Genomic DNA, 23,747 nt, shown 5'->3' with positions numbered 1-23,747 from the left:
CCGAGGGGGGGGCCACCGGCCCCGGGGGGAGGCACCCTGGCCGACCCTACCCACCTCGCCGCGAGCGCCCCGCCCGATGCGATGGGTGACGGGGGCCTCGGTGGACGCTATGCTGGAGCCCTTCCCCAGGCCCCACGGTCCTTCCTCCTTGAACGTCCGCGTCTTCTCCTCGGAAGTGGAAGCTGCCGCCGCCTGTGCCGCCCATGTCGCGGCGGCGGTCCGTGAGAAGCCTTCCCTGGTGCTCGGTCTGCCCACGGGACGCAGCCCCCTCAACGTGTACCGGCAGATGGTGGCGCTCCATCTGCGCGGGGAGCTGGACTTCTCCCAGGTGACGACCTTCAACCTGGACGAGTTCCTCGGCCTGCCGCCGGACGATCCATGCAGTCTGCGCGCCTACATGGACCGCCATCTCTTCCAGCACGTGAACCTGGCCCCGGAGCGCGTGCACTTCCTGGACGGCAGCGCGGAGAAGGCCCAGTGGGAGTGTGCCCGCTACGACGCCGCCCTGGAGGCGGCGGGGGGAATCGATCTGCTGCTCCTGGGCATCGGGTCCAACGGGCACGTGGCCTTCAACGAGCCGGGGGACAGCCTCCAGGCGGCGAGCCACCGGGCGCGGCTGTCGCGCGAGACGCGCCAGGCCATGACGCCCATGTTCGGGGATGAGATTTCCCGGGTGCCCATGGCGGCCCTCACGCTGGGGATGGGGGCCCTCTTCAAGGCGCGCCGCGTCATCCTGCTGGCCTTCGGGGTGAACAAGGCGGCGGCGGTGACGGCGATGGTGCGCGGCCCCATCACCTCGCACTGCCCGGCGTCCTTGCTGCAACTGCACGGGCAGGTGGAGGTGTGGGTGGATCCCGAGGCCGGGCACGGCCTGGAGGGCTCGGCCGCCTGATCAGAACTGCCAGTACGGCGTGGTGCCGCTGGCGTACTGGCCGATGTTCTTGAAGTAGATGTCCACGAAGCAGGAGTCCGAGTAGCCGCCCGGGGTGTAGGGGCCGCTGCACTCCACGCTCTGGCTCGTCCGGTCGAGCCCGCCCGCCGTAGGCGAGCCGCAGACGATCTGCCCCGGGAGATCCCGGTTGTAGAGCGTGTTGTGCATGTTGATGGCGGTCTTGTCCTTACAAGTCACCACGCAGTAGGAGTACATCTTCGTCCCGTCCAGGGACCGGCCGATCTGCTGGGTCACGGTGCAGTTGGCCCCGGTCAGCCCCGTGCGGGTGTAGGTCTGAGTGCCCGTCGTGGGAGTGGGCGGGGTGGCGTAGGACGTCGTGCCGCCGCGCTGCTCGAGCGCGCCCGCCTGCTCCGCGGACGCCACGTCCAGCTCCGCGCCACCACAGCCCATCATCAGCCACATCGAACCCACCGCCAGCGCCACTCTCTTCATGATGCGAACTCCATCCCGAGGAATGGCAGCCTGATACAAGAATTCCTGTTTTGTTGCAATTCCCCTTCTTGGGCTCAGTAGGGAGTGCCACGGGCGACGGACGAGACGTTCCACTCGCGCACCTGGCGCAGCAGGCCGAGGAACTCGGCGCGATCCGGTTGGCCGTCCACGGACTCCTCGGCGAGGGCCTCGGCGGTGGCCAGGCTCCAGTCCTCGGCCTGGGGGGCGCCCCGGAGGATGTCCGCGGTGCCGGCCACGGCGGCGGCGAAGCGCAGGTTGGCGGAGGCCTCACGCAGGGTGGGGTGCAGGCTCGCGCGCTCCAGGGGGAAGCTCTGCTCGGCGGCCTCCACGCCACCGGGCCGCTTGGAGCGCACGCGCACGGTGGCCACGCGCGAGCCCTCGCCGGTGAGCTCCACCTCGTACAGGGCGGTGACGGTGTGGCCGGCGCCAATCTCCCCGGCGTCCACCTTGTCGTTGCGGAAGTCCTGGTCGGCGATGGCGCGGTTCTCGTAGCCCACCAGCCGGTAGCCGCGCACGGCCCGGGAGTCGAACTCCACCTGCACCTTCACGTCCTGGGCGATGACCTCCAGCGTGCCGGCCAGCCGCTCCTGGAAGACGCGGCGCGCCTCGCGCTCGCTGTCGATGTAGAAGCTGTTGCCGTTGCCCTTGTTGGCCAGGCGCTCCATCAGGTCATCCCGGTAGTTGCCCATGCCCAGGCCGATGGTGGACAGCGTGACGCCCTCCTTCACATAGCCCTGGATGCTCTCGAGCAGGGCGTCCGGGCTCGTGGGGCCGATGTTGGTGTCGCCGTCGGTGAGGACGATGACGCGCGAGACGTTCTGGGGGTGGGCCTTGCGCGCGGCGTGGCGGTAGGCGATCTCCAGCCCGCTGCCCATGGCGGTGCCGCCCCCGGCGGTGAGCGAGTCGATGGCGGAAAAGAGCGTGTCACGCTCGGAGGCCGGGGTGGGCGGCAGCACGTCGCGCACGCCGCCCGCGTAGGTGACGAGCGCCACGGTGTCCGTCTCGTTGAGCCCGTCCACCATCAGCTTCATGGACTTCTGCGCGAGCGGCAGCTTGTCCGCGGAGTTCATGGAGCCGCTGGTGTCCACCAGGAAGACCAGGTGCGTGGGCTTGCGCTGGCTCTTGGCGATGGTGCGGCCCTGCAGCCCCACCTTCACCAGGTGCCGGCCGCGCGTATACGGCGAGGGCGCTCCCTCCAGGTCCACGCGGAAGTCACCGTCCGTGGGCGAGGGGTAGCGGTAGCGGAAGTAGTTCACCCACTCCTCCACGCGGATGGACTCCGGCGGGGGCGGATTGCCCTGGGTGACGTAGCGGCGGAAGAGCGTGTAGGAGGCGGTGTCCACGTCCACCGCGAAGGTGGAGAGGCGATCCTCGCTCGAGAGGGTGAAGGGGTTGGGGCGCTCGGCGGAGTGGGTGGAGCTGGCCACGGCGCGCCCCCTCCCGGCCACCGGGGCGTAGGTGCTGCCTTCCTCGGAGTTGCTGCCGAAGGTGCGCAGGGACTTGCGCGCGGGGCTCGGGGCGTACTGGATGTCGTTGCCCGCGAGGGACTCCGCGCTCGCGCCCATGAGCTTGCGCAGGTTGTTGCCGAAGAGGGTGACTCCCCCCGCGCCCACCACCAGGGTTCCCATGCACAGGACGACGACGCGCTTCGCGAGGCTCGAGCGTTTGTTCATGCATGCGGAGATCGCACGCTTCGCCTGCTTGCCGCGTCGGTCATCCGGCGGAGATCGGTCAACCGGCCGAGGGTCGGTCACCCGGAGGATGGCGCGCGGTGGAGCGCACCGGACGGGCCTGGCGCTTCACGCTGGCCGGAGGCGGTGGAGGCCGGTGGCGCGCGTAGGCGGCGAGCACCTTCTCCACGTAGAACTCCGTCTCGCCGTTGCGGGGCACGCGGCCGCGCACGTTGCCGGGGCCCGCGTTGTAGGCGGCCACCGCGAGCGTCACGTTGCCCTGGTAGCGCGCGAGCTGCTCGGCGAGGTAGCGCGCGCTGCCGTCCAGGGCTCGCGCCGGATCGAAGGGATCCTCCACGCGCATGAGGCTCGCGGTGGAGGGCATGAGCTGACCGGGGCCCATGGCGCCCGCGGGGGAGATGCGGTGGGGCTGGGTGTTGGACTCCACCTCCACCACCGCCTCGAGCAGGCCGGGGGGCAGGCGGTGGCGCCGCTCGCTGTCGCGGATGAGGGGCTCGAGCTCGGGGTGTCCGTCGAGCAGGCATTGGGGCCGGTGGCGCGCGTAGGCGGCCAGGGCGTGGGCCTTCTCCGCGAGGAAGGACATCGACAGGGGCGACACGGTGGTGTCGCCGAAGAAGGCCACCGCCAGGTTGAGCAGCACGAGCGGCACCAGGGCGCACAGCCCCACCTTCACCCAGGGAAACCTGTTGGCCCTGTTGGCCCGTTTGCGCCGCACGCCTTCCTTCCTACGGGCCCCCCGGCGTTCCGTCCAACTTCCGGCCCGTCAGGACCCCTTCATGCCTTCTTCGGACGTGTCCGCTCGTGGATGCGGCGCAGCGTCTCCACGCCGGGCGTGAGCTGCCGCCGGGCCATGGCGTGCACCGCCTCCAGCAACTGTTCGTTCACCGGCACCGCGAGGCCGTGCGCGCGCGCGTGCCGCACCACCTCGCCATTGAGGAAGTCCACGGGCGGCTCCCGCCCCCGCTCGATCGCCGCCAGCATGGACGAGCGCATCCGGCGGTAGCGCAGGCCCACGGCGAGCAGGGCCGCGTGCTTGAGCACCAGCGACGGCGAGCCCCACGCGTGCCGCTCGGTGTCGCTCAGCGCGAGCCAGTCCAGCCCCAGCGAGGAGGCCACCTTCTCCAGCTTCACGCCCTCGGCGCGCGCCACCTGGACCACCTCGGTGAAGATCTCCAGCGCCAGCTCGCGGATGAAGCGGTGGCGCAGGAGGGGCCCCAGCCGGCTGCCCCCCACGGTGCCCAGGGTGGAGATGGCGCAGTTGATGCCCAGCTTGCTCCAGCGCGCGCCACGCAGGTTGGGGGTGAAGTCCACCGGACCCACCGCGCGCAGCACCTCGGCCAGCCGCTCCAGGCGCGCATCCGGCTCGCCCCGGAGCGTGCCGAGCACCATGCCGCCCACGGCCGTCTGCTCGTAGACACCCGTCGCCGGTGACGAGGCCCCCCAGGCGACGATGGTGCCGATGACCCGCTCCTCGCCCACGAGGGCGGCCACCCGCTCCTCGCACAGCCCGTTGGGGAGCACGGCCATGGCGCCTCCGGGCGCGAGCAGGTGCGCCGTGTCCCGGGCCGCCTCCTCCACTCCGGTGGGCGGCGTGGCCAGCAGGAGGAAGTCATAGGCCCCGTCCGCGGGGGGCTGGACGAAGACCTCCAGCTCGCCGCGCACGGTGCGCTCGCCCTTCGTGTCGCGCAGCACCGGGCCGCGCGTGCGCAGCACCTGGGCGATCTCCTCGCGGCGGGCCACCGCGGAGACCTTCCGGCCCGACTCCAGCAGGCGTGACAGCAGGACGCCGCCGATGCCACCACAGCCGACGACGAGGATTCGAGGAGCGCTTCGCGGGGAGTCCATGGCCCCCGCTGCCTACCACGAGCCGCGCCAGTGCGGGGGTGCTTCGGCCCGATGCGTGACATGACCTTCGCCGTCATCTACACTGAGGTGACCGCCGAGGACACCCCTCCGAGGAGAATCCCGTCATGCCATCCGCGATCTCGCTGCCCGGTTTCGAGCGTCTGTTGGAGCTCTGCCTCATCCGGGCCCACCCGCTGAAACTGGAGCCGCCCCTGGCCCCGAGCCGCCGCGGGGAGGTCTCCGTGGCCGGGCAGCCGATGGATCCCCAGTTGGCGGCCGTCCACTCGCGCACGGGCTACCTGTGGATCCAGGGCGAGCTGCTCCTCTTCCCGCTCCGGCACGAGCGGCGGCCGGATCTGCACCGGGTGAACGCCCACTGGCGCCGGGACTGGGCAGCGCCCTTCGGCTCGTTGCTCGTGTTTGGCAAGGATGACCGGCTGGCCTACTGCTACGCCACGGTGCCCGAGCTCGCGGACGCCAGCGGGGTGCAGCCGGTGGTGTGGGTCGACGTGTACGAGTCGCTGTACGCCATCCCCGTGGCCTCGAGCGTGGACCGGTTCCTCACCGCCTACGCGCGCTACCTGGAGGTCGCTCCTTCCACCACGGCCGACAGCGAGGACCTGCCTCCGCCCCGGACCTTTCCCTGGGATGCCGCCGACATCATCGCCCGCGACGAGGTGCTGGTGCGGCGCATCCAGGCCGGGCACTTCGACCACCTGCTCCAGGCCAACACCCGGGCGCGCGAGTGGGTGGCGTGCCAGTTGGGCGCGGGTGTCAGAAGATGAACTCGAAGTAATGCACCTCGGCGCGCACCCCCACGCACGCCCTGAGGTTCGCCGTCCATGGCTGGGCGGGCAGGGTGCCGCGTGCCTCGAGCACCAGCACCAGCCGCTCGTCCCGCGCCAGGTCCGGCACGCTCGTGGCTTCCACCGCTCGCAGGGCGAGCAGCTTCGGAGTGAACGCCTGCGAGGGCTGGCTGTACTCCAGCAGCGTCCGGATGAGTTCCGTCGAGCCCTCCCGGCGCAGCGAGACCTTCACCGTCTGGAGCTTGCTGAGGTCCGCGTCCCCATCCGTGACCTCGAGTGTGAACAACTGCAAGGACAAGTCCGTGTCGAGCCGTCCCGCGGGCAGGTCCTGGCCGATCTGCCCCAGGGGAACCTCCAGGGTGCGCTCGAGCGTCTCCTGGCCCGGAGTGGCACCGGAGAACGACACGCCGGACTCGCTCTGGCAGATTTGATCGGTCTCGGCCGTCACCACGAAGAAGGTGTCGGCGATCTTCCGGCAGCCGGAGGCGGGCAGCGCGAGGGCGGTCAGCAGGAGGGCTCGGGCAAGGGCGGGCACGCGGGACACCCCGTCAGTTGAAAGAGAGGATGAGGCCGAGCCTCACCACGGGCGTGGAGAGGTTGAGCAGCAGGGGGTTGGCGGTGAGCGACGGCTTCTCCTCCCCCGCCCCCGCCTCCGCCTCGCGGATGAAGGCCGACGCGTCGCTCACCCCGAGGAACCAGTAGCTGATGCCGACACCGCCGAAGAAGGTCACCGGGCGCCAGGGTGAGTACTCCAGGCCCACGCTGAGGTTCACCTGGTCGTAATCCACCCGGCGGATGCCCGTGACGGGGGGGGTGGGCTGGCCGTGCAGCCGCGTGAGCAGCCGCTCGTAGTCCGCGCGGAAGGTGTGCCCATACTCCAGTCCCAGCACGGGCGAGACGAGCAGTTGCACGGGCAGCAGATCCACCCCCGCGCGCACGCCGGTTCCCAGGCTGTTCCTCGCCGCTCCCGCGTGCACCCGGAGCCAGGATCTCGGGTGGATGAGCAGGGCGGCGCCCAGGCCGTCGGGAGGACCCACGGACAGCCTCGCCCCGAAGCGTGTCTTCCACTCGGGCTCGGCGTCGGGACTGACGGGAGCGGGCGCCGGCCGTGTGATTTCGGTCTCCGGCGGTGGGTCCTCGTCGTCCGGCTCCTGCGCCGCCGCGCTGCCCAGGGGAAGGCCCAGGAGCAGCAGCGGGAGCAGTCCACGGGGCAGCGGGGAGAGCTTGTGGGAGGAAGGGAAGGGGAGCATCGCCGGATCAGGGGGGGCGGATTATTCGCGAGCCCGATGAGGGAGAGAAGGCCCGTGCGGGAATTCGCGGGGGGCCCTGGCGGACAGGGTTCGGGCGGGAGGTGGGTTCTGCTACGGTGTGCCCGCCGGGTGCATCCGCCCCCGGAACCGTTCGATGCTCAAGAAGATCCTCATCGCCTTCGCGAGCCTGCTGGGGCTCCTGCTCGTCATTGGCCTGTTGCTGCCGACGACGTACCGTGTCGAGCGTTCGCTGCTCATCCTCGCCCCGCCCGAGGCGGTGTACGCCCAGGTGGCCCAACCGCGGCGCTGGGGGGAGTGGACTCCCTGGAACGCGGAGCGCTACCCCGGTGGGCAGTGGATGTTCGGAGGGCCGGAGCTGGGCGCGGGCTCGGTGCGGACCTGGGAGGGGGGCCCCCTGGGCCGTGGCACGCTCTCCCTCTCCGAGGCGGACCCGAAGACGGGCGTGACCTATCAAGCGTCGCTGGACGGGGGCCGCTTCTCCGCGCGGGGCCGCATCTCCCTCGCGTCCGTGGAGGGGGGCACCCAGGTGACGTGGGTGGATGAGGGCAGCATTGGCCGCAGTCCCCTGCGGCGCTACCTCGCGCCCTTCATCCGCTCCCGCCTGGGCGCCGGCATCGAGCAGGGACTCGCCCGCCTCAAGCTGGGGGTGGAGTCGTCGAAGGACGCCGCCCCTTCCGGGGAGGCACCCGCCGCGGCCGGGCCTACCCCTTCCCCCGACGCTTCCCCCGGGATCGCGGCGCCGCCCGTTCTCCCCTCGGCCGAGCCCACGGTGTCCGCGCCCCCGCCCGATCCCACTGCGACGCCGTCTCCGGGGGGCACGCCGCCCCCGCCCACCCCGGAGCCGGCCGTGACGGCGCCGACGTCGCCCGGCGATGGGGGCGCCGTGTCCACCCCGGAGCAGCCGGCGCAGGCCTCGACGGGTGGCTCCTCGCCAGTGGATGCCGGGGCCGCCGTGCCCCCGCCCACCGCGCCCGCGCCGGGTGACGCGGGAACGCCCCGTTAAGCAGCGGTTTCTCGCGTGCTCGTTGGCTTGCCATGAGGGGTCCGCTGCACTAGTGCTCGGCTCATGGCCGATGTGCTTCCCGAAGCGTTCCTGCGCGCCGTGGCCGAAGGGTTCCCGGCGGACTTCCTCACCCGTGAGCCGAGCGAGCTCCAGGAGTACGGACGCGATTGGACCCGGGTCCATACGCCCGCGCCCTCGGCGGTGGCCTTTCCGCGCACCACCGAGGAGGTGGCGCGCCTGCTCGCCCTGTGCGACGCGCACCGTGTCCCCGTGGTGCCCTCCGGTGGGCGCACGGGGCTCGCGGCGGGCGCGGTGGCCGCGCGGGGCGAGCTGGTGCTGTCGCTGCGGCGGATGACCCGCATGGAGCCGGTGGAGCTGCTGGGCAACACGGTGCGGGTGCAGGCGGGCGCGGTGACGGAGGCGGTGCACCAGCACTGCGCCGAGCATGGCCTCACCTGGCCGGTGGACTTCGCCTCCAAGGGCTCCAGTCAGGTGGGGGGCAACATCGCCACCAACGCGGGCGGCGTGAAGGTCATCCGCTATGGCCTTACCCGCCAGTGGGTGCTCGGCCTGCAGGTGGTGACGGCCCAGGGCAAGGTGCTGGAGCTCAACGGCTCGCTGGAGAAGAACAACACCGGGGCGGACCTGCGCCAGCTCTTCATCGGCAGCGAGGGCACGCTGGGCGTCATCACCGAGGCCACCCTCAAGCTCACGCCCTTGCCGGGCAAGCAGGACGTGTTCCTCTTCGCCGTGCCGGACGTGGCCGCCGTGCTGCGGCTGTTCCGCGAGGCGCGCCGCGCGCCGCTGCTCCTGAGCGCCTACGAGTTCTTCACCGACAAGTGCCTCGCGCGCGTGCAGCGCCACCGCAAGCTGCGCTCGCCCTTCGAGGCGTCCAGTGGCTGCTACGTGCTGATGGAGGCCGAGGGCAAGGACGCCGCCGCGGTGGAGGCGTGGCTGGGCTCGCTCTTCGAGCGCGAGCTGGTGACGGACGGCACCCTGGCGCAGAGCCCCTCGCAGGCCAGTGAGCTGTGGGCGCTGCGCGAGAGCATCAGCGAGAGCCTGTCGGCCACGGGGCTGCCCCACAAGAACGACGTGTCGCTGCCGGTGGCCGCGCTGGAGGCCTTCTGCTCCGAGCTGGACACGGTCTTCCGCGAGCGCTACCCGGACTGGGAGATCGCCCTGTTCGGCCACATCGGGGACGGCAACCTGCACATCAACATCATGAAGCCCGAGGGCATGGAGAAGGCCGAGTTCCTCGCGCACACCAAGCAGGCGGACCCCACCATGTTCGAGCTGGTGCGCAAGCACGGCGGCAGCATCTCCGCCGAGCACGGCATCGGCCTGCTCAAGAAGGACTACCTGTCCTTCTCGCGCTCGCCCGCGGAGCTGGAGATGCTGCGCACGCTCAAGCGCGCCCTGGACCCGAACAACATCCTCAACCCGGGGAAGATCTTCGACGTGTGAGCCGGGTCGGGGGGGCGCCTTCCGTTCCGGGTGCGCCCCCCGGGTGCGCGCCTCAGGTGACGATGCGCGTCTTGATGTCCGTCTGGAGGCCCGCGATGGCCTCGCACACCGGGCGGCCCACGTTCTGGTCCAGGTCCATGACCAGGTAGCCGATGTTCGAGTCCGTGCTGAGCACCTGGGCGTGGATGTTGGCGTTGAGGTCCGAGACGATGCGGTTGATGTCGCGCAGCACGCCCGGCGTGTTGCGGTGCACGTTGAGGATGCGGTGCGTCTTGGGAATCAGCGGCGTCTCCACCTGGGGGAAGTTCACCGCGCCCGTGGTGGCGCCGCTCTTGACGAACTTGATGAGCGAGGTGGCCACCTCCTTGCCGATGGACGCCTGGGCCTCCTCGGTGGAGCCGCCGATGTGCGGGGTGAGGAGGACGTTGGGCAGCCCCTGCAGCGGGGTGATGAAGCCGTCGCTGTTGGTCTCCGGCTCCTCCGGGTACACGTCCACCGCCGCGCCACCGATGTGGCCCGAGCGGATCGCCCGCGCCAGCGCTTCGATATCCACCACCGTGCCGCGGCTCGCGTTGATGAGGAAGGCGCCCTTGCGCATGCGCGCCAGCTCCGCCTCGCCCACCATCTTCTCCGTGGAGGCCGTGGCCGGCACGTGCAGCGTCACGAAGTCCGAGGAGGCGAGCAGCTCGTCCAGCGTGGCCGTGGCGCGCGTGTTGCCCAGCGGCAGCTTCGTCATCACGTCATAGAAGATGACGCGCATGCCCATGGACTCGGCCAGCACGCCGAGCTGCGAGCCGATGTGCCCATAGCCGATGATGCCCAGCGTCTTGCCGCGCACCTCGTAGCTGCCCGTGGCCACCTTGCGCCACTGGCCCGCGTGCACCTCGCGGTTGCGGTCCACCAGCTGGCGGCTGAGCATGATGATCTCCGAGATCACCAGCTCCGCCACGCTGCGCGTGTTGCTGAAGGGCGCGTTGAACACGGGCGTGCCGTGGCGGTTGGCCGCCTTCAGGTCCACCTGGTTGGTGCCGATGCAGAACGCGCCGATGGCCAGCAGGTTCGGGGCCTTGGCGAGCGCCGGCTCCCACACGTTCGTCTTGCTGCGGATGCCCAGCACGTGCACGCCCTGGATGCGCTGCTCCAGCTCCTCGGGCTTGAGCGCCACCTTGAGCCGCTCCACCTCGAAGCCCTCCGCGCGGAACATCTCCTCCGCGGACGGGTGGATGTTCTCCAGCAACAGCACCTTCGGGGGTCCTTCGATGGATATCGGCGTGGAGGGCGACGGGAATGGAGTCGTGCTCATGGCCCCGCGCGTTAGATCCCGCCTTCCACGCTGTCAAGCGTCATCACCCGTCACTCGTCGTCGGGGTGGCGCAGCCACGCCAGGGCCGCTTCTCGCGTCTCGAAGGTCCGGGTGGGAATGGTCAACAGCGCCCGCTTGGTCATCCGCCAGGCCTGCAATCCCGACGCTGCGTCGCTCACCACGCGCGCCGAGCGCTTCATGCCGTTGAGCTGCGCGAAGGCGTTGAGGCTCGCCATGGTGTCCACCATCTCCGGCGACATCACCCGGAGCTGCTCCTGGTCCACCAGCGCGCTCCAGGGCCCGTTGAGCCGGAGGATCGTCTCGCGGATGCGCTTGAGGTAGTCCGCCACGTCCTCCGCGCTGGGCTGCGGAGGATAGACGACGTCGATGATGCGATCCGCCTCGTGGACGGTGATCTGAAAGGGCATGTGTTGCTCGGTGCTCCCGGTGGCGGCGCACTCTACCCGCTGCGCGGCCCGGGTCGACAACCTCGCCGGTTTCTCCCCTCGCCACTTCCCCTGGGCCCTCGTTCTCTCGTCCGCCATGGGAGCGGCTGTGGGGAGAGGTGGCATGACACCCGAGGGCGAGGTGGGTGGGACCGGGAATGCAGCGGGGAGGGATCGGTCGTTCGAAAGAGCATGGAGATCTCCGACCAACTGCGCCAGTTCATCCGTACGACCTTCCTGCGAGGGGAGAACCTCGAGTTGTCCGACACCACACCGCTCATCACCTCGGGATTGTTGGATTCGACGGACGCGCTCGAGCTGCTCCTTTATATGGAGAGTGAGTTCGACATCACCGTGGGTGACGACGAATCCGGACCGGAGAACCTGGACACGCTCGAGCGCATCACGGCCTTCATCGAGGCGAAGCGCGAGGCGGGCGGAGGCAGGCAAGAGACACGGGAGGGGAGCGAGCCCCTCGCACGCTGACACGTTGCCCTCCGGGCGGAGGAGCGGGCGGAGGGCGCACGTGTGCATTCTTCGGAAAGGATCGGTGAAGACTTCCCGTTGTGCGGGGCATGGACGATCCCTCCCTCCCCTTCAAACACGCCATCGGTCATGGTGAGTCCTGGTCCCACCGAAATGAATTGGCCGCGCCCGTGATGGAGTGGGTCGAGCGAAGTGATGCCTTCCTGCAGGCGGACGTGTGGCTGCACGACATCTTCGTCCGGCTTCAACGGGGCAATGTCGAGGCCAACATGTCGGCGCTGTACCAGGGGCTCCACCTGTTGCGCCGCAAATGCGACCGGGAGGAGTGGCACGTGTTCTGTCTCGAGTCCACGCGCGCCCACCCCCTGCGTGAGCTGCTCCACCTGTGCCCCTACTCGCGCCACAGCTATGAGCGCCCGAGGGGCTACGCGGGTGACGCGGAGCTCATCGACTACGTCTACTCCCAGCGCAAGACCAAGGCGCCGCCCATCGGTCAGTCCATCTACCGCTTCCTGTATCAACAGACAGGGCCCCAATGCGTGCGGGAGCGGCGGATGATCCTCGCGCGGGAGATCGACACCATCGCCGAGCGGGTGCACAAGCCCCGGGTGCTCTCCATCGCCTGTGGACACCTGCGCGAGGCCGAGCAGTCGCGCGCCGTGGCCGAGCGCCGCGTGGGGCAGTTCCTCGCGATGGACCAGGACACGTCGAGCCTGGAAGAGGTGGCGCGCCAGCACCCGGGGGGCCTCGTGCGTCCCGTCTGTGACAACGTGCGCTCCATCATCCTGGGCCGCAGCGTCTTCGAGCCGCAGGATCTCATCTACTCGGCGGGCCTGTACGACTACCTGTCTCAGAACGTGGCCCAGCGCCTCACCCGGCGGCTCTTCGAGATGTTGCGCCCGGGGGGCCGGCTGGTGATCGCCAACTTCGCCCTGAGCACGCCGGACGCGGGCTACCTGGAGGCCTTCATGGACTGGTGGCTCGTCTACCGGGACGAGGAGCAGATGCGCGACCTGGCGGCGGAGATCGACCCCGCGCACATCTCCCACATGAACCTGTTCCGCGACAGCGTGGGCCACGTCATCTATCTGGAGCTGGAGCGGCACTGACGGGGCTCCAGTCCCCGAAGTCCTGACGGGTTGGCGGGTGGGATGGCATGTCAGCCATGCGGGTTGACATGTCATCTCCGTGGATGCCGGGTCCGGGGAGGGGCCCTTTGTCGCTCGTGAGACGTTGTGGCGGAGGCCCCGCCGAGCGGCGGTATGGTTGTTGCTAAGCTTTGATTCCCGAGGGCCACCATCGTGTCGGGCCTCGTCTTGGGGGAATCAAAATGACCATGTTCCGCTTCTCTTCGTCGCGTTCGCGGCGAAGGGCACTCCTTTCCCTTGGCCTGGGGATGGCGGCGCTGTACGCGCCGCTTGCCGCCGCGCAGCGTCCCGCACCCGCTCCAGCATCCACTTCCGCCCTTCCCGCCGCCCCCACGCCGCTGCCGAGCGCTCTCAACAACGGCAGCCCGCAGGAGGCGTCCAAGTACTACCAGGAGCTCTCCGGGAAGTTGGGGCTGCTCACGCCCACGACGATTGAAGCGCAGGCCAATGTGAAGGTGCTGCTGGACTACCTCGGGTATCAGGAGTTCTCCCCCGAGGACATCGAGTTCGCGACACCCGAATCGTTGATGGCGCCGGCGCCGGGCAAACCAGGCACCGGCGCGCCCGTCCTGGCCATTGGGAGCAAGGTGTCGCTCCAGTCGGACACGGGCTCGTTCTTCGCCCGTTGCAGGAACTGCCAGAGCAGCGTGAACAACGGTGCTCCCGATTCGATCACCACCCACGTCACCAGTCCGAACCCCGTGCCCTACACCGTGTTCGAGGTGGTCGACGCGGGCCAGGGCAGGATCGCCCTCAAGGCGGACACGGGCCTGTTCGTGGCCCGGTGCCTCAACTGCATCATCGGGGGCCGTTTCCCGGAGTTCGTGACGGTCCATGCGATTGGCCCGATTCCCCCGGCGTTCGCCCAGTTCACCCCGGAACTGCTGCCCAACGGCAAGATCGCCCTCAAGGCGGACACGGGCAGGTACGTGAACCGGTGCAGGGGGTGCTCCACCGGTGCCGCCGTGACGGACACGGTCACCATCAACGTCACGGATCCCCTGAAGGACACCTCGGCCCAGTGGACCGTCGTCACGCGCGCTCCCGGCTCCGCTCCCGCGCCGCGCCCGGGGGAAATCCTCGTCTCCCGCTTCTTCGCGCCCAAGATCGTCAATTTCGCCGTCCCTCCCGAGAAACGGCAGACGGGCTGGCGCCGGTTGGTGCGCATCAACTCCCGTCCCGGTTCCGAGGCGCACAAGCACTTCGTGGAGAGCGCCTGGATCCTCTTCAATCACTTCACCGGCCCCGACATCCACAGCCCCTTTGGCGGCAGCAACGTCCCCACCCTGGAGGTGAAGCCCTCGCCCTGGGGCAATGTGACGGTCTCCACGCCGCCGTCGAAGAAGAACAGCTCCGTCAACACGCAGGTGGCGCTCGTCACCCGCTGTCCGGAGTCCACGCCCCAATGCCAGCAGGCGGCGCTGAACAGCATCTACTGGCTGGACTTCGGCCCGTCGGAGAAGGGCGCCAGGCTGTCCTACCAGCTCGATGCCTTCTTCGACGCCGGCTCCCTGCCCGGGGACAAGCAGCAGGCGCCGTACTTCGTCCCCAATGGGTGTGACACCTGCCATGGCTCCCTGCGTGGCAACGCCGTGCTCAACCACCTGGACACGGACCACTGGATGGACCGCCTCACGGATGGGGACTTCCCCGCCCTGAACCGGCCCGATGCTCCCGCCCCGCTCTTCGACGCGGGCAAGGCCATCCAGTCTCCCCAGTACGCCGCGGCCTTCGACGTGCTGCGCCGGCTGAACCAGGAGATCGCGACCATGCAGCAGCGCACCAACCCCGCGGGCTTCCATCTCGCCGCCACCCGGAAGTGGTTGGAGATGCACCAGACCGCGGTGGCGCCGGAGCCGGACCTGGTCAAGCGCTCCGTCAACTTCTTCAATACCGGCCACCCGCTCAAGAAGGACCGCAAGCCCTCCAGCACTCCCCTGAACTGGACGGCGAGCGCCGAGGACCGGGAGCTGATCGGCCTGATGAACAAGTATTGCTACCGCTGCCACGGCGCCGTCCGCTTCGACGTCTTCAGCAAGGACATGGTCGCCGACGAGAGCAGCCCCATCCTCGACCGGCTCGATCCCAATCCCACGCAGCAGAAGATCCTCGGCTTCAAGATGCCCGTGGATCGAGACATGGATCCCAAGGACAAGCAGCGCCTGATTGAACTCGTCGAGAAGCTGTACGACCAGACGCATTGAACACACAGGAGCACGCCATGACCCGATTCTTCAGAATCCATCCCGCCGTGGGCGTCGCCCGCGTGGGCAATTCCCCGGAGGAGTTCTTCGTCGGCCCCGAGCGGCCCGGAGAGCCCGCCAACTTCGACCTCGCCCAGAAGAAGTTCCGGCCCTTCAAGGACAGCCAGGGCCGCATCAAGCGTCAGGCGGCCCGCTTCCGCGTCTTCGAGTACGAGCTGAAGGGCGGCAGCATCGTTCCCCTGCGCGAGGTGACCGCGGGTGGCAACGGCGTCGTCGGCATCAAGTGGAAGGTGCATCTGGCCAATCGCAAGGCGGCCTTCTTCACGTTCGACGGACAGGATGGGGTGGACGGCATCTGGAAGGGACCCGAGCCGGAGGCGGGCAAGCCGCGGGTCAACCTGCGCAATGCCCACGTGCGGGGCGCGGCCGAGCGGGAGCGACTGCTCGTCATCGATCCCGGCCTCAAGGCCATCTCGGGCCGCAACCAGGCGCCCGTGGCCTTCACCAACACCAAGAGCCACATCCCCATCGCCACCCTGGGCGAGCTGCGCACGGATGAGAATGGCCACCTGCTCGTGCTCGGTGGGCTCGGGCAGTCCAACAAGCTTCCCCAGGGCAAGCTCATCGACAACTATGTGAACAACGATCACTGGTTCGATGACATGTCGGATGGGCCCGTGAGCGCCGAGGTGACCTACACGGAGGGAAGCCAGACCCAGACGGTGACGCTGGAGGGCGCCACCGGCGCCTGGGTGTTGGTGGGGCCGCCGGACTTCGCGCCCTCGGTGAGCAACGTCGTCCGCCTGTTCGACACCATGTGGGACGTGGCGGTGCGCTCCCCCTCGGTGGAGCTGTTCGACACCGATGGTCTCTTCGACCAGGGGCTGCTGGCCCGGCTCAAGAAGCAGCGCAAGGATTGGAATGAGCAGACACAGTCCTTCCAGACCTACCGCCCCTCCTTCCGGCAGGAGATCTTCCCCCTCCTCGAGCGCGCCATGCTGCACCGGCAGGTGCACAACCCCGAGGCCTCCAAGGCCTACCATGGCACGTTCATGGGCGCGGAGCTGGATCTGGGAACGGTGGGCTCGTCCAAGGGCAAGCGCCTGCGCAAGACCATTTTCAATTACATGCGCAACCCCTCCAGCGACAACAGCGAGCCCCTGCTGATGCCCAAGGGATTGGGCGACAACTACTCGGACACCGAGGGGCCCCGGCCGGGCTACTTCATGTCCCTCACGCGCGTGCAGTACGCGCTGCTCAAGCGCTGGTCCGAGGGGGAATTCGAGGAGCACTTGAACGGGGCGGTGGCCACGGCCGTTGATCCAACCATCACCGCCGAGGGTCTGGACAGGGCTTCAATGGAGAACAGCGTGGGAGGCCCCTTCTTCCCCGGCATCGACTGCAGCTGGATGGTGCGTCAGCCCGAGCTGTATGCGTCTCCCTTCCGGATCAAACACACGGGCGTGGCGTTCCCCAACACGGCGAAGTTGCCCATTGGCCCGGGGTTCTTCTCCCAGCAGATGGCGCTGCCCTGGCAGGCGGACTTCTACCAGTGCAAGAAGCAGTTCTTCCCCCAGCCGCATGTCCAGTACCAGGGGGAGGGCATGTATCACATGTGGTGGTCCGCCCACCGTCCGGATGACGTCTACGAGAAGAAGGGCGACTTCCAGATGGTCCCCTGGACGCGCAAGCTGGAGGCGGTGGCCGAGGTCGAGGCGAAAAAGCCGGAGTTCACGAACATCGCCACCGAGGACGTCCCCGCCATCGATCTGACCATGTACATCCAGATGCAGCAGAACTGGTCACAGCTGGGCTTCGTCATCAACGAGGGCGACAGCCACTTCGAGACCCAGGAGCGCAGCGCTGCCACGACTGGCACTCCCCTGTACGGCGCCACCCGGATCAAGCTGAAGTCGTGGAAGACCGACTACCTGCACCGGCCCGACGCGGCTCAAGGGGTCACCACCTGGGGCGAGGGCATCGGCTCGGAGTGGAACGTCGAATGGGTGAGCAACAACAAGCTCAAGCTGAAGTCGTGGAAGGGCGACTACCTGCTGCGGGCCGACACGCCGCAAGGGGTGACGACGGGGGGCCCGGGTGTCAGTGCCGAGTGGCTCATCGAGGCCGCCAACGGCAAGTTCATGTTGAAGTCCTCCAAGGGCGATTGCCTGCACCGGCCCGACTCGGCTCAAGGCGTCACCACCTGGGGCGAGGGCATCGGCAACCTCTGGCAGGTCGAAGTGCTGTAGCCGACCGGACCCCCCACACGGCCCCCCTCATGAGCACTCCTCTCGATTCCAGCCCCATGGACCCGATGGACACCCCTGACTTCGAGGCCCGACCCCCACGCGTCTCCTCCCATGACGTCGTGGTGGTGGGAGGCGGCGTGGCGGGCCTGAGTGCCGCGCTGACCCTGGTGAGGGCGGGCCTGTCCGCGTGCGTGCTGGAGCGCACGGACTACTCCCCGTGGCGCCCCGGGGAAACCCTGTCCCCGGTGGCGTACGCCGAACTCCAGCAATTGCTGGCACCCGAGCCCCTGGCGTTGGAGACCGAGGGCTTCCTCGTCTCCCACGGCCTGGAGGCCACCTGGGGTTCGGAGCGGCCCCACCACCACTCCTTCCTCACCAACCCCTACGGGTGCGGCTGGCATGTGGAACGGCGGCACCTGGATGCGCTGCTGGCCCGCCACGTCCAGGCGCACCAGGTGCCGATGTGGCGGCAGACCTGTGTCACCCACCTGGAGCGGCGGGATCGCGGGTGGCGGGTTCGGGCCCGCACTCCCCAGGGTCCGCTGGAGTTGCACTGCGCGGCCCTGGTGGATGCGACCGGGCGCTCGGCCCAGGTGGCGCGGCACTGTGGTGTGCGGCGTCTCGACTGGGATGCGCTGTGCAGCGTCTCGGCGATCCTGGACAGGCCGCCGGGCCACCAGGAGCAGCAACTGGTGGTGGAGGCCACCCCCCTGGGCTGGTGGTACGCCGCGCCGCTGCCCCAGGGACGCTTCATCCTCACCCTGGTGAGCGACGTGGATGTGCTCGAGCGCCACGGGGCCCTGAAGCCGGCGGGATGGAGCGCGCTCTTCTCCTCCACCCGGCACCTGTCCGGCAGGCTGGGGCCGCTTCCCAAGGTGGCGCGGTTGCAGGTGCGCCGCTGCGAGACGAGCCGCCTGGAGCACGCGGCGGGCGCGGACTGGGTGGCGGTGGGGGACGCCGCGGCCATGTGGGATCCCCTCTCCTCGAGCGGCATCCTCAAGGGGCTGCGCACCGGGCGCGAGGCGGCCCGGGCCCTGGGGGCCGCGCTGGGTGGAGACGGTGGCGCGCTGCGGGACTATGACCGGCGGCGGGCCGAGGAGTTCACCCACTACCTGTCCGCGCGCCAGGCCCACTATGCCCAGGAGCAGCGCTGGGCGGGCGAGGACTTCTGGCGGCGACGGCTGAGCGCGCCGGTGGCGGCATGACCGGGCTCAGCTCCCAGGCGGTGGCGCGGCGCTGAGGGCGCCCGGCTTCGGACCCGCCAGGGGCAGCAGCACGGTGAAGGTGGCGCCCTGCCCGGGCGTGCTGCGCACCTCGACACGGCCGCCGAGGGCCTGGATGATTTCCCGGACGATCCACAGGCCGATGCCGAAGCCGCCATAGTGGCGCACGGACACCGCGCGCTCGAAGCGCTCGAAGATGCGCTCGGTGTCCTCCGGGGCGATGCCGATGCCCTGGTCGCGCACCACGAGCCGCGCGTAGGTGGCATCCCCCTCCACGGTGATGTCGATGGGCCGCCCCGCGCCGTACTTCATCGCGTTGGTGAGCAGGTTGAGCACCACCTGCTCCAGGCGCATGGCGTCCCAATGGCCCACCACCTCGGGGGCCAGGTGCAGCCGCAGCTCGCACTCGGCGCGCGCCAGGCCGTCACGTGTGCGCTCCACCACGCTGTGCACCACCTTCACCAGGTCCACCGGCTCCAGGTCCCCGAGCAGGTTGCCCTGGGCGATGCGCGAGATGTCCAGCAGCTCGTTCACCAGCTTGCCCATGCGCTGCGTCTGGTGGTTGGCCGACTCGAGCTTGGTGGCCAGCCGCTCGGGGGCCATGGCGCGGGCGCCCGGGCGCAACTGCGACATCAACCCCTGCAGGTGGAGCTGGAGCGAGGTGAGGGGCGTCTTGAGCTCGTGCGCGGCGATGGAGAGGAAGTCGTCCCGGCGCCGCACCGCCTCCTGCTCCTCGCGGTAGAGCCGGCCCTGCTCCTCGCTCAGCGCCGCCATGCGCTCGAAGCCCTCGGCGTTCTCCAGGGCGGTGCCCGCCAGGATGCAGACGAAGGAGGCCAGCCGCTCCTCGTCCTCGCCGAACAGCTCCCCCACCTGCCGGTGGCTCGCGCACACGCACGCCACCGTCTTGCCGCGCACCTGGATGGGCGCGCACAGGAGCGAGCGCACCCCGAGCATCTCCATGCTCTCGCTCATCCCGCCGGGCATGCCCTGGCCCATGATGGCCGGGCGTCCCGTCTCCAGCGTGCGGTGCAGGGCGGTGCGCGCCACGCCCGCGGCGGCCAGCTCCTCCTCGGGCAGGAGCGTCCTCGGCTCGAACACCACGCAGTGCTCCGCGCGCAACAGCTCCTGCATGGACTGGCGCACGGCGTCGAACACCGCCTCTCCCGTGAGCGCGGAGGCGATGCGCCGCCCCGCCTCGAGCACGCGCGGGAAGCGGTCCACGAGCGACAGCGTCTCCAGGCGCTCCGGCCCCTTGTCGAGCGCGGAAGGCCCCGACGTGCCCAGCCCCTGCTCCATCTCCTGCAACTCGCGCCCGGCCGTCTCCAGGTCCTCCGCCGCCCCGGGCCAGCCGAGCTCCTGGCCCACCTGGCCGCGCGCCAGCCGCGTCTGGGCGGCCTCGTGGCGCATCTTCAGGGACTCGGCCACGCGCAGGCTCTCGTCGAGCCACTTGCGGGCACGGCGGGGGTGGCCCTCCATGGCATGCAGCAGGCCGCGCTCGCGCAGCAGGTGGGCGAGGTTGTTGCGGAAGGACTCCGCCGAGGAGCGCGAGCGCTTCTCCACCAGCCACGCCCGCTTGAGCAGCGCCGCGCGGCGGTGGGGCGCGAGCGGTGACACCCGCGAGGCCAGCAGGCGCAGCGCGGTGATGAACCAGGGGCCCACGGGCGTCACGTACTCGTTGCGCAGCTTCGCCTTCTCCACCATGCGGTGGGCCGCCTCCAGCGTGGCCACCGCGCCCTCCAGGTCCTCCTCGCGCATGCGCCGCAGGGCCTCCACCTGGAGCAGCCCCGTGTGCGTCTGCGTGTCGAGCCCCGCGTCGGCGAGGCTCTCGTCCAGCAGACCCTTGGAGATGCGGCCCACGGCGGCCTTGCCCCAGGCCTCCAGGCTCAGGCGCACGGCGTACCGGTCTCCAATGGCGAGCGCGGAGGCGTGCAGTTGCTGGCTGGACTCCTCGGCCTCGCGCAGCCGGCCCAGGCGGTAGAGCGACATGGCCAGGTGGTAGTGGGCGTTGTTCATCTCCCATTTGTCCCCGGTGCGCGCGAGCAGCCGCATCCCCTCGCGCGCCTTCTCGATGCTCTCCTCGAAGCGGCCGGAGACGTAGAGCGCGAGCGAGTAGAAGTGCAGCGTCTGGCCCTGGCCCCACGTGTCGCCCCACTGCCGGCGCATGGCCAGCGACTTCTCCAGGTAGGCGATGGCCCGGGAGAACCAGGGCACCTGGGTCATCACCGGTGAGTGCGTGGAGTAGGCCTGGGCCAGCTCGGGCGTGGGCGGATAGCGCTCGGCGGTGTTCACCTCGCGCAGGTGGGCCCAGAAGGTGGGCACCGGGCCGCGCTTGTACCAATAGCCATACGTCAGCCGGTTGTAGAAGTGCACGGCGAGGAGATCCTCCTCGGCGTGCTCCAGCGAGCGGCGCGCGAGCCGCTGGGGCATCAGCGTATGGCCCGCCTGGATGAGCAGCTCCCAGACGGCGCGCAGGCCGTAGGTGATGTCATGGCCGGGCACCCAGCGGCGCAACAGGGCGAGCCCCTGCTCGTTGGCGGCGTTGCTCTCCTCCATGTTGCCGCGCTTGAACTCGAGCTCCCCGAGCTTGGAGGAGATGCGCGCCTGCTCCAGGGCGTTGTGGGCCAGCTTCTGGGCGAGCTCGAACTGGGGCTGGGCGTCGTCGTAGCGGCCGAGCAGCATGAGCACGTCGCCGAGGCCGGTGGCGATGCGGAAGCGGGTGCTCGCATCGGCCTGGGCCGCGCCGCGCTCGGCGATGCGGTAGTTGAGCTCCGCGGTGCCCAGGGCGAACTGGGTGCGGGCGCGCTCCGCGGCGACGATGGCGTGGGGGAGCGCCTGGGCGTGCTCGCCCGCGGCGTCGAAGTGGTAGGCCAGCTCGAAGGAGTCCGCCTTGTCGCGGGCGGCGAAGGTGCGCGCCGCCAGGCGGTGCAGCTCCCGGCGCTCGTCCGGCGCGAGCATGCCCAGGAGCGCCTCGCGCAGCTTGTCGTGGACGAAGGTGTAGTGGCCCTCCTGTCCCGCCCACAGCATGTGGCGGTGCTGGGGCTCCACGAGCGCCGCCACCACCTGCTCCTGCGGGGTGCCCGAGAGCGCGGCCACCTGCTCCAGCGCGAAGCTCTTGCCCAGCACCGCCCCCACGGACAGCAGGTGCAGGGACTCGGTGGGCAGCAGCTTGAGCCGGCGCACGAGGAAGGACGCGGCCTGGCGCGAGGAGCGCACGTGCGCCATGGCCGCCGGCTGCACCTTCCAGCCGCGCTCGCCGGGCACCAGCGCCCCGTCCTCCACCAGCCCGTGCATCACCGCCGAGGCCATGAAGGGATTGCCCTCGGACAGGCGCACCACCAGCTCCATGGCCTCGCGGGGCAGGGGGCCCGCCATGGACTCCAGGAGGCGGGTGAGCTCCTCGGGGCCGAAGGCCGCCAGCCTCAGGTGCGCGTCCGGGCGGAGCCGGCGCAGCGGATGGTCGGTGCCCACTTCCTCGCTGCGAAAGGCGATGACGAGCAGCACATGGCCCGGCCCGTCCTGGAGCGGTCCCCGCTGGAAGCCCTCCAGGGCCTTGAGCGTCGGTTCATCGGCCCACTGGCAGTCGTCGAGCAGCACCATGGCGGGCTCGGCCTCGCTGCCCAGTGCCCCGAGCAGGGCCGAGAGGGCGGCGATGCCGCGGCTGGCGCCGAGCGACTCAGGCCCGAGGTTCTGCTGCTCCGGGCGCAGGATGGGCGTGAGCTGCGGCAGCACCGTGCACACCGCCACCGCCTGCTCCTTGAGCCGCTCGCGCAACCGCTCGCCCAGCTCGGGCCGCTCCAGGGCCATCTGGGTGATGCCCGCGGCCACGTCGGTGAAGAGCTGGAAGGGGCGTTGCGCGGCCTGGGCCACGGCCTGTCCCTTGAGCAGCGAGGCGCGGTGGCGCGGGGCGCGCGAGGCGAACTCCTCCAGGAGCCGGCTCTTGCCCCCGCCGCTCTCGGCCTCCACCACCACCAGGCGTCCGGGCTCCGTGCGCGCGCGCTCCAGCTCGCGCTCCATCTGCGCCAGCTCCTCGTGGCGGCCCACGAAGGACGGCTCGGTGAGGCTGTGGCGCGTGTCGTGCGCGCCCGCCACCAGCTCCGGATCCTGCTCGCCCCGGGCCAGGGCCACCGCGATGGCGTGCAGGTCCTCGCGCGCGGACTCGGCGGACTGGTAGCGATCCTGGGGGTCGGTCTGCAGCAGCCGGGCGACGACTTCCTCCAGGGCGCGGGGGACCTCGACGCCGGTGGCGCGCAGGCGCGGACGCGGGGTGAGGTGTTGACGCAACACCTCGCCCACCGACGTGCCGTCGAACGCCGGATGGCCCGCGAGCGCCTCGAAGAGGACGGCGCCCAATGCGTACAGGTCCGAGGTGGCCTCCACCGGGCGGTTGAGCAGTCCCGCCTGTTCGGGCGAGAGGTAGCGCGCGGTGCCCACCGGTAGGTCGCGCAGCGACGGATCCAGGCGCTCGCTGCGCGCCAGCCCGAAGTCCACCAGGGTGACGTGGGTGACGTTGGGAAAGCCGTCGACGATGATGTTGGAGGGTTTGACGTCCCGGTGGAGGACGCCCTGGGCATGGGCCTCGGCGAGCGCGGACAGCACCCCCTGGCCCAGCGTGAGCGCCTCGGTAACGGACAGCGTGCCGCTGGCCAACCGCTCCTGGAGCGACCGGCCGGGCACGAAGGGCGTCACGAGGAAGAGCAGCTCCCCGCCGGTGCCGAAGTGCAACAGCGGCACCAGGTGGGGGTTGTGCAGCGAGCCGAGCACCCGGGCCTCGTGCTCCAGACGCTGACGGGCCGTGGGCACCAGGGAGTGGGCAGCGGTCGTCTTGATGACGAGCCGGGCGCCGGTATGCAGGTCGGTTCCCAGCCAGGTGACGATGCCCCGGCCCTGCTTGATGCGCTGGGTCAATTCGAAGCGGTTACCCAGCCTGCGGCCCGCGTGCACGCCTTCCCGTGAGGGTCCCACCTGTTCGTAGCCCTCCGACATGAAAGCCCCTCCCCTCGGGTCGCACCACCACGACGTGATGGGGTCGGCACGTCCACCGACAAGCTTGGGACCGCGTGATGCGGTGCCAAGGGGGGCGGTGTGGTGCCATTTGCCAAAAGGTAGGGTTCATCAGATGCGCCGGCTTCCCTGCTCGCGCATCCGCTCGAAGAGGAAGGCCGAGGCCCGTTGCGCCGCCTGGAGGGCGGGCGGACGGGCCCAC

The 23,747-nt window shown here is 70.1% G+C and carries 18 protein-coding genes; 9 read left to right on the top strand and 9 right to left on the bottom strand.

Annotated features, from left to right (window positions below; all coding sequences use genetic code 11):
* The first annotated feature begins 148 nt into the window (after positions 1-148).
* Positions 149-892, top strand: coding sequence for a glucosamine-6-phosphate deaminase (nagB, locus tag F0U63_RS42785; RefSeq protein ID WP_395848515.1), 744 nt, complete (start codon positions 149-151; stop codon positions 890-892).
* Here nagB and F0U63_RS42780 read toward each other — a convergent pair whose 3' ends face one another.
* From F0U63_RS42780 to F0U63_RS42765, 4 genes are all read right to left on the bottom strand, one after another.
* The gene (locus F0U63_RS42780) at positions 893-1,384 is read right to left on the bottom strand and encodes a hypothetical protein (RefSeq protein ID WP_395839941.1); all 492 of its coding nucleotides are present in this window, start codon (positions 1,382-1,384) and stop codon (positions 893-895) included.
* 74 nt (positions 1,385-1,458) lie between these two features.
* The gene (locus F0U63_RS42775) at positions 1,459-3,078 is read right to left on the bottom strand and encodes a von Willebrand factor type A domain-containing protein (protein WP_395839938.1); all 1,620 of its coding nucleotides are present in this window, start codon (positions 3,076-3,078) and stop codon (positions 1,459-1,461) included.
* Positions 3,079-3,136: 58 nt separating this feature from the next.
* Complete coding sequence (locus F0U63_RS42770; RefSeq protein ID WP_395839936.1) at positions 3,137-3,811, bottom strand: lytic transglycosylase domain-containing protein; 675 nt, start codon at positions 3,809-3,811, stop codon at positions 3,137-3,139.
* Between the two features lie 59 nt (positions 3,812-3,870).
* The gene (locus tag F0U63_RS42765) at positions 3,871-4,941 is read right to left on the bottom strand and encodes a ketopantoate reductase family protein (protein ID WP_395839933.1); all 1,071 of its coding nucleotides are present in this window, start codon (positions 4,939-4,941) and stop codon (positions 3,871-3,873) included.
* 125 nt (positions 4,942-5,066) lie between these two features.
* On the opposite strand from F0U63_RS42765, the gene F0U63_RS42760 reads away from it, so the two are divergent.
* Positions 5,067-5,726, top strand: coding sequence for a hypothetical protein (locus F0U63_RS42760; protein ID WP_395839931.1), 660 nt, complete (start codon positions 5,067-5,069; stop codon positions 5,724-5,726).
* Here F0U63_RS42760 and F0U63_RS42755 read toward each other — a convergent pair.
* Positions 5,716-6,282, bottom strand: coding sequence for a hypothetical protein (locus tag F0U63_RS42755; RefSeq protein WP_395839928.1), 567 nt, complete (start codon positions 6,280-6,282; stop codon positions 5,716-5,718). The two genes, F0U63_RS42760 and F0U63_RS42755, sit on opposite strands and share 11 nt — an antisense overlap.
* A gap of 13 nt (positions 6,283-6,295) precedes the next feature.
* Positions 6,296-6,997, bottom strand: a complete 702-nt coding sequence (locus tag F0U63_RS42750; RefSeq protein WP_395839926.1) for a hypothetical protein — start codon at positions 6,995-6,997, stop codon at positions 6,296-6,298.
* 154 nt (positions 6,998-7,151) lie between these two features.
* Here F0U63_RS42750 and F0U63_RS42745 point away from each other — a divergent pair, with 154 nt between their 5' ends.
* Both F0U63_RS42745 and F0U63_RS42740 read left to right on the top strand, forming a co-directional pair.
* Positions 7,152-8,021, top strand: coding sequence for an SRPBCC family protein (locus F0U63_RS42745; protein ID WP_395839923.1), 870 nt, complete (start codon positions 7,152-7,154; stop codon positions 8,019-8,021).
* Positions 8,022-8,084: 63 nt separating this feature from the next.
* Positions 8,085-9,485, top strand: a complete 1,401-nt coding sequence (locus tag F0U63_RS42740; RefSeq protein ID WP_395839921.1) for an FAD-binding oxidoreductase — start codon at positions 8,085-8,087, stop codon at positions 9,483-9,485.
* A gap of 52 nt (positions 9,486-9,537) precedes the next feature.
* On the opposite strand, the gene serA is transcribed toward F0U63_RS42740, so the two are convergent.
* Both serA and F0U63_RS42730 read right to left on the bottom strand, forming a co-directional pair.
* The gene (gene serA, locus F0U63_RS42735) at positions 9,538-10,788 is read right to left on the bottom strand and encodes a phosphoglycerate dehydrogenase (RefSeq protein ID WP_395839918.1); all 1,251 of its coding nucleotides are present in this window, start codon (positions 10,786-10,788) and stop codon (positions 9,538-9,540) included.
* 50 nt (positions 10,789-10,838) lie between these two features.
* A complete protein-coding gene (locus F0U63_RS42730; protein ID WP_095990729.1) occupies positions 10,839-11,216 on the bottom strand; it encodes an STAS/SEC14 domain-containing protein in 378 nt (125 codons plus the stop codon).
* Between the two features lie 210 nt (positions 11,217-11,426).
* On the opposite strand from F0U63_RS42730, the gene F0U63_RS42725 reads away from it, so the two are divergent.
* The 5 genes from F0U63_RS42725 to F0U63_RS42705 all read left to right on the top strand — a co-directional run bounded on the left by F0U63_RS42725 (position 11,427) and on the right by F0U63_RS42705 (position 18,526).
* Positions 11,427-11,720 (top strand): acyl carrier protein, encoded by a 294-nt coding sequence (locus F0U63_RS42725; protein WP_395839915.1) that lies wholly within the window; start codon positions 11,427-11,429, stop codon positions 11,718-11,720.
* A gap of 173 nt (positions 11,721-11,893) precedes the next feature.
* A complete protein-coding gene (locus tag F0U63_RS42720; RefSeq protein WP_395848514.1) occupies positions 11,894-12,829 on the top strand; it encodes a class I SAM-dependent methyltransferase in 936 nt (311 codons plus the stop codon).
* 287 nt (positions 12,830-13,116) lie between these two features.
* Complete coding sequence (locus F0U63_RS42715) at positions 13,117-15,072, top strand: fascin domain-containing protein (protein WP_395839912.1); 1,956 nt, start codon at positions 13,117-13,119, stop codon at positions 15,070-15,072.
* A 17-nt stretch (positions 15,073-15,089) separates the two neighbouring features.
* Positions 15,090-17,321 (top strand): LodA/GoxA family CTQ-dependent oxidase, encoded by a 2,232-nt coding sequence (locus tag F0U63_RS42710; RefSeq protein WP_395839910.1) that lies wholly within the window; start codon positions 15,090-15,092, stop codon positions 17,319-17,321.
* Between the two features lie 56 nt (positions 17,322-17,377).
* A complete protein-coding gene (locus F0U63_RS42705; RefSeq protein ID WP_395839907.1) occupies positions 17,378-18,526 on the top strand; it encodes an NAD(P)/FAD-dependent oxidoreductase in 1,149 nt (382 codons plus the stop codon).
* 6 nt (positions 18,527-18,532) lie between these two features.
* Here F0U63_RS42705 and F0U63_RS42700 read toward each other — a convergent pair whose 3' ends face one another.
* Positions 18,533-23,527, bottom strand: coding sequence for an ATP-binding protein (locus F0U63_RS42700; protein WP_395839904.1), 4,995 nt, complete (start codon positions 23,525-23,527; stop codon positions 18,533-18,535).
* Between the last annotated feature and the right edge of the window lie 220 nt (positions 23,528-23,747).

Origin of the sequence: Cystobacter fuscus (assembly GCF_044360685.1) — a bacterium.
Taxonomy (GTDB): Bacteria; Myxococcota; Myxococcia; order Myxococcales; family Myxococcaceae; genus Cystobacter; species Cystobacter fuscus_C.
This window is presented reverse-complemented; position numbering and strand designations above follow the sequence as displayed.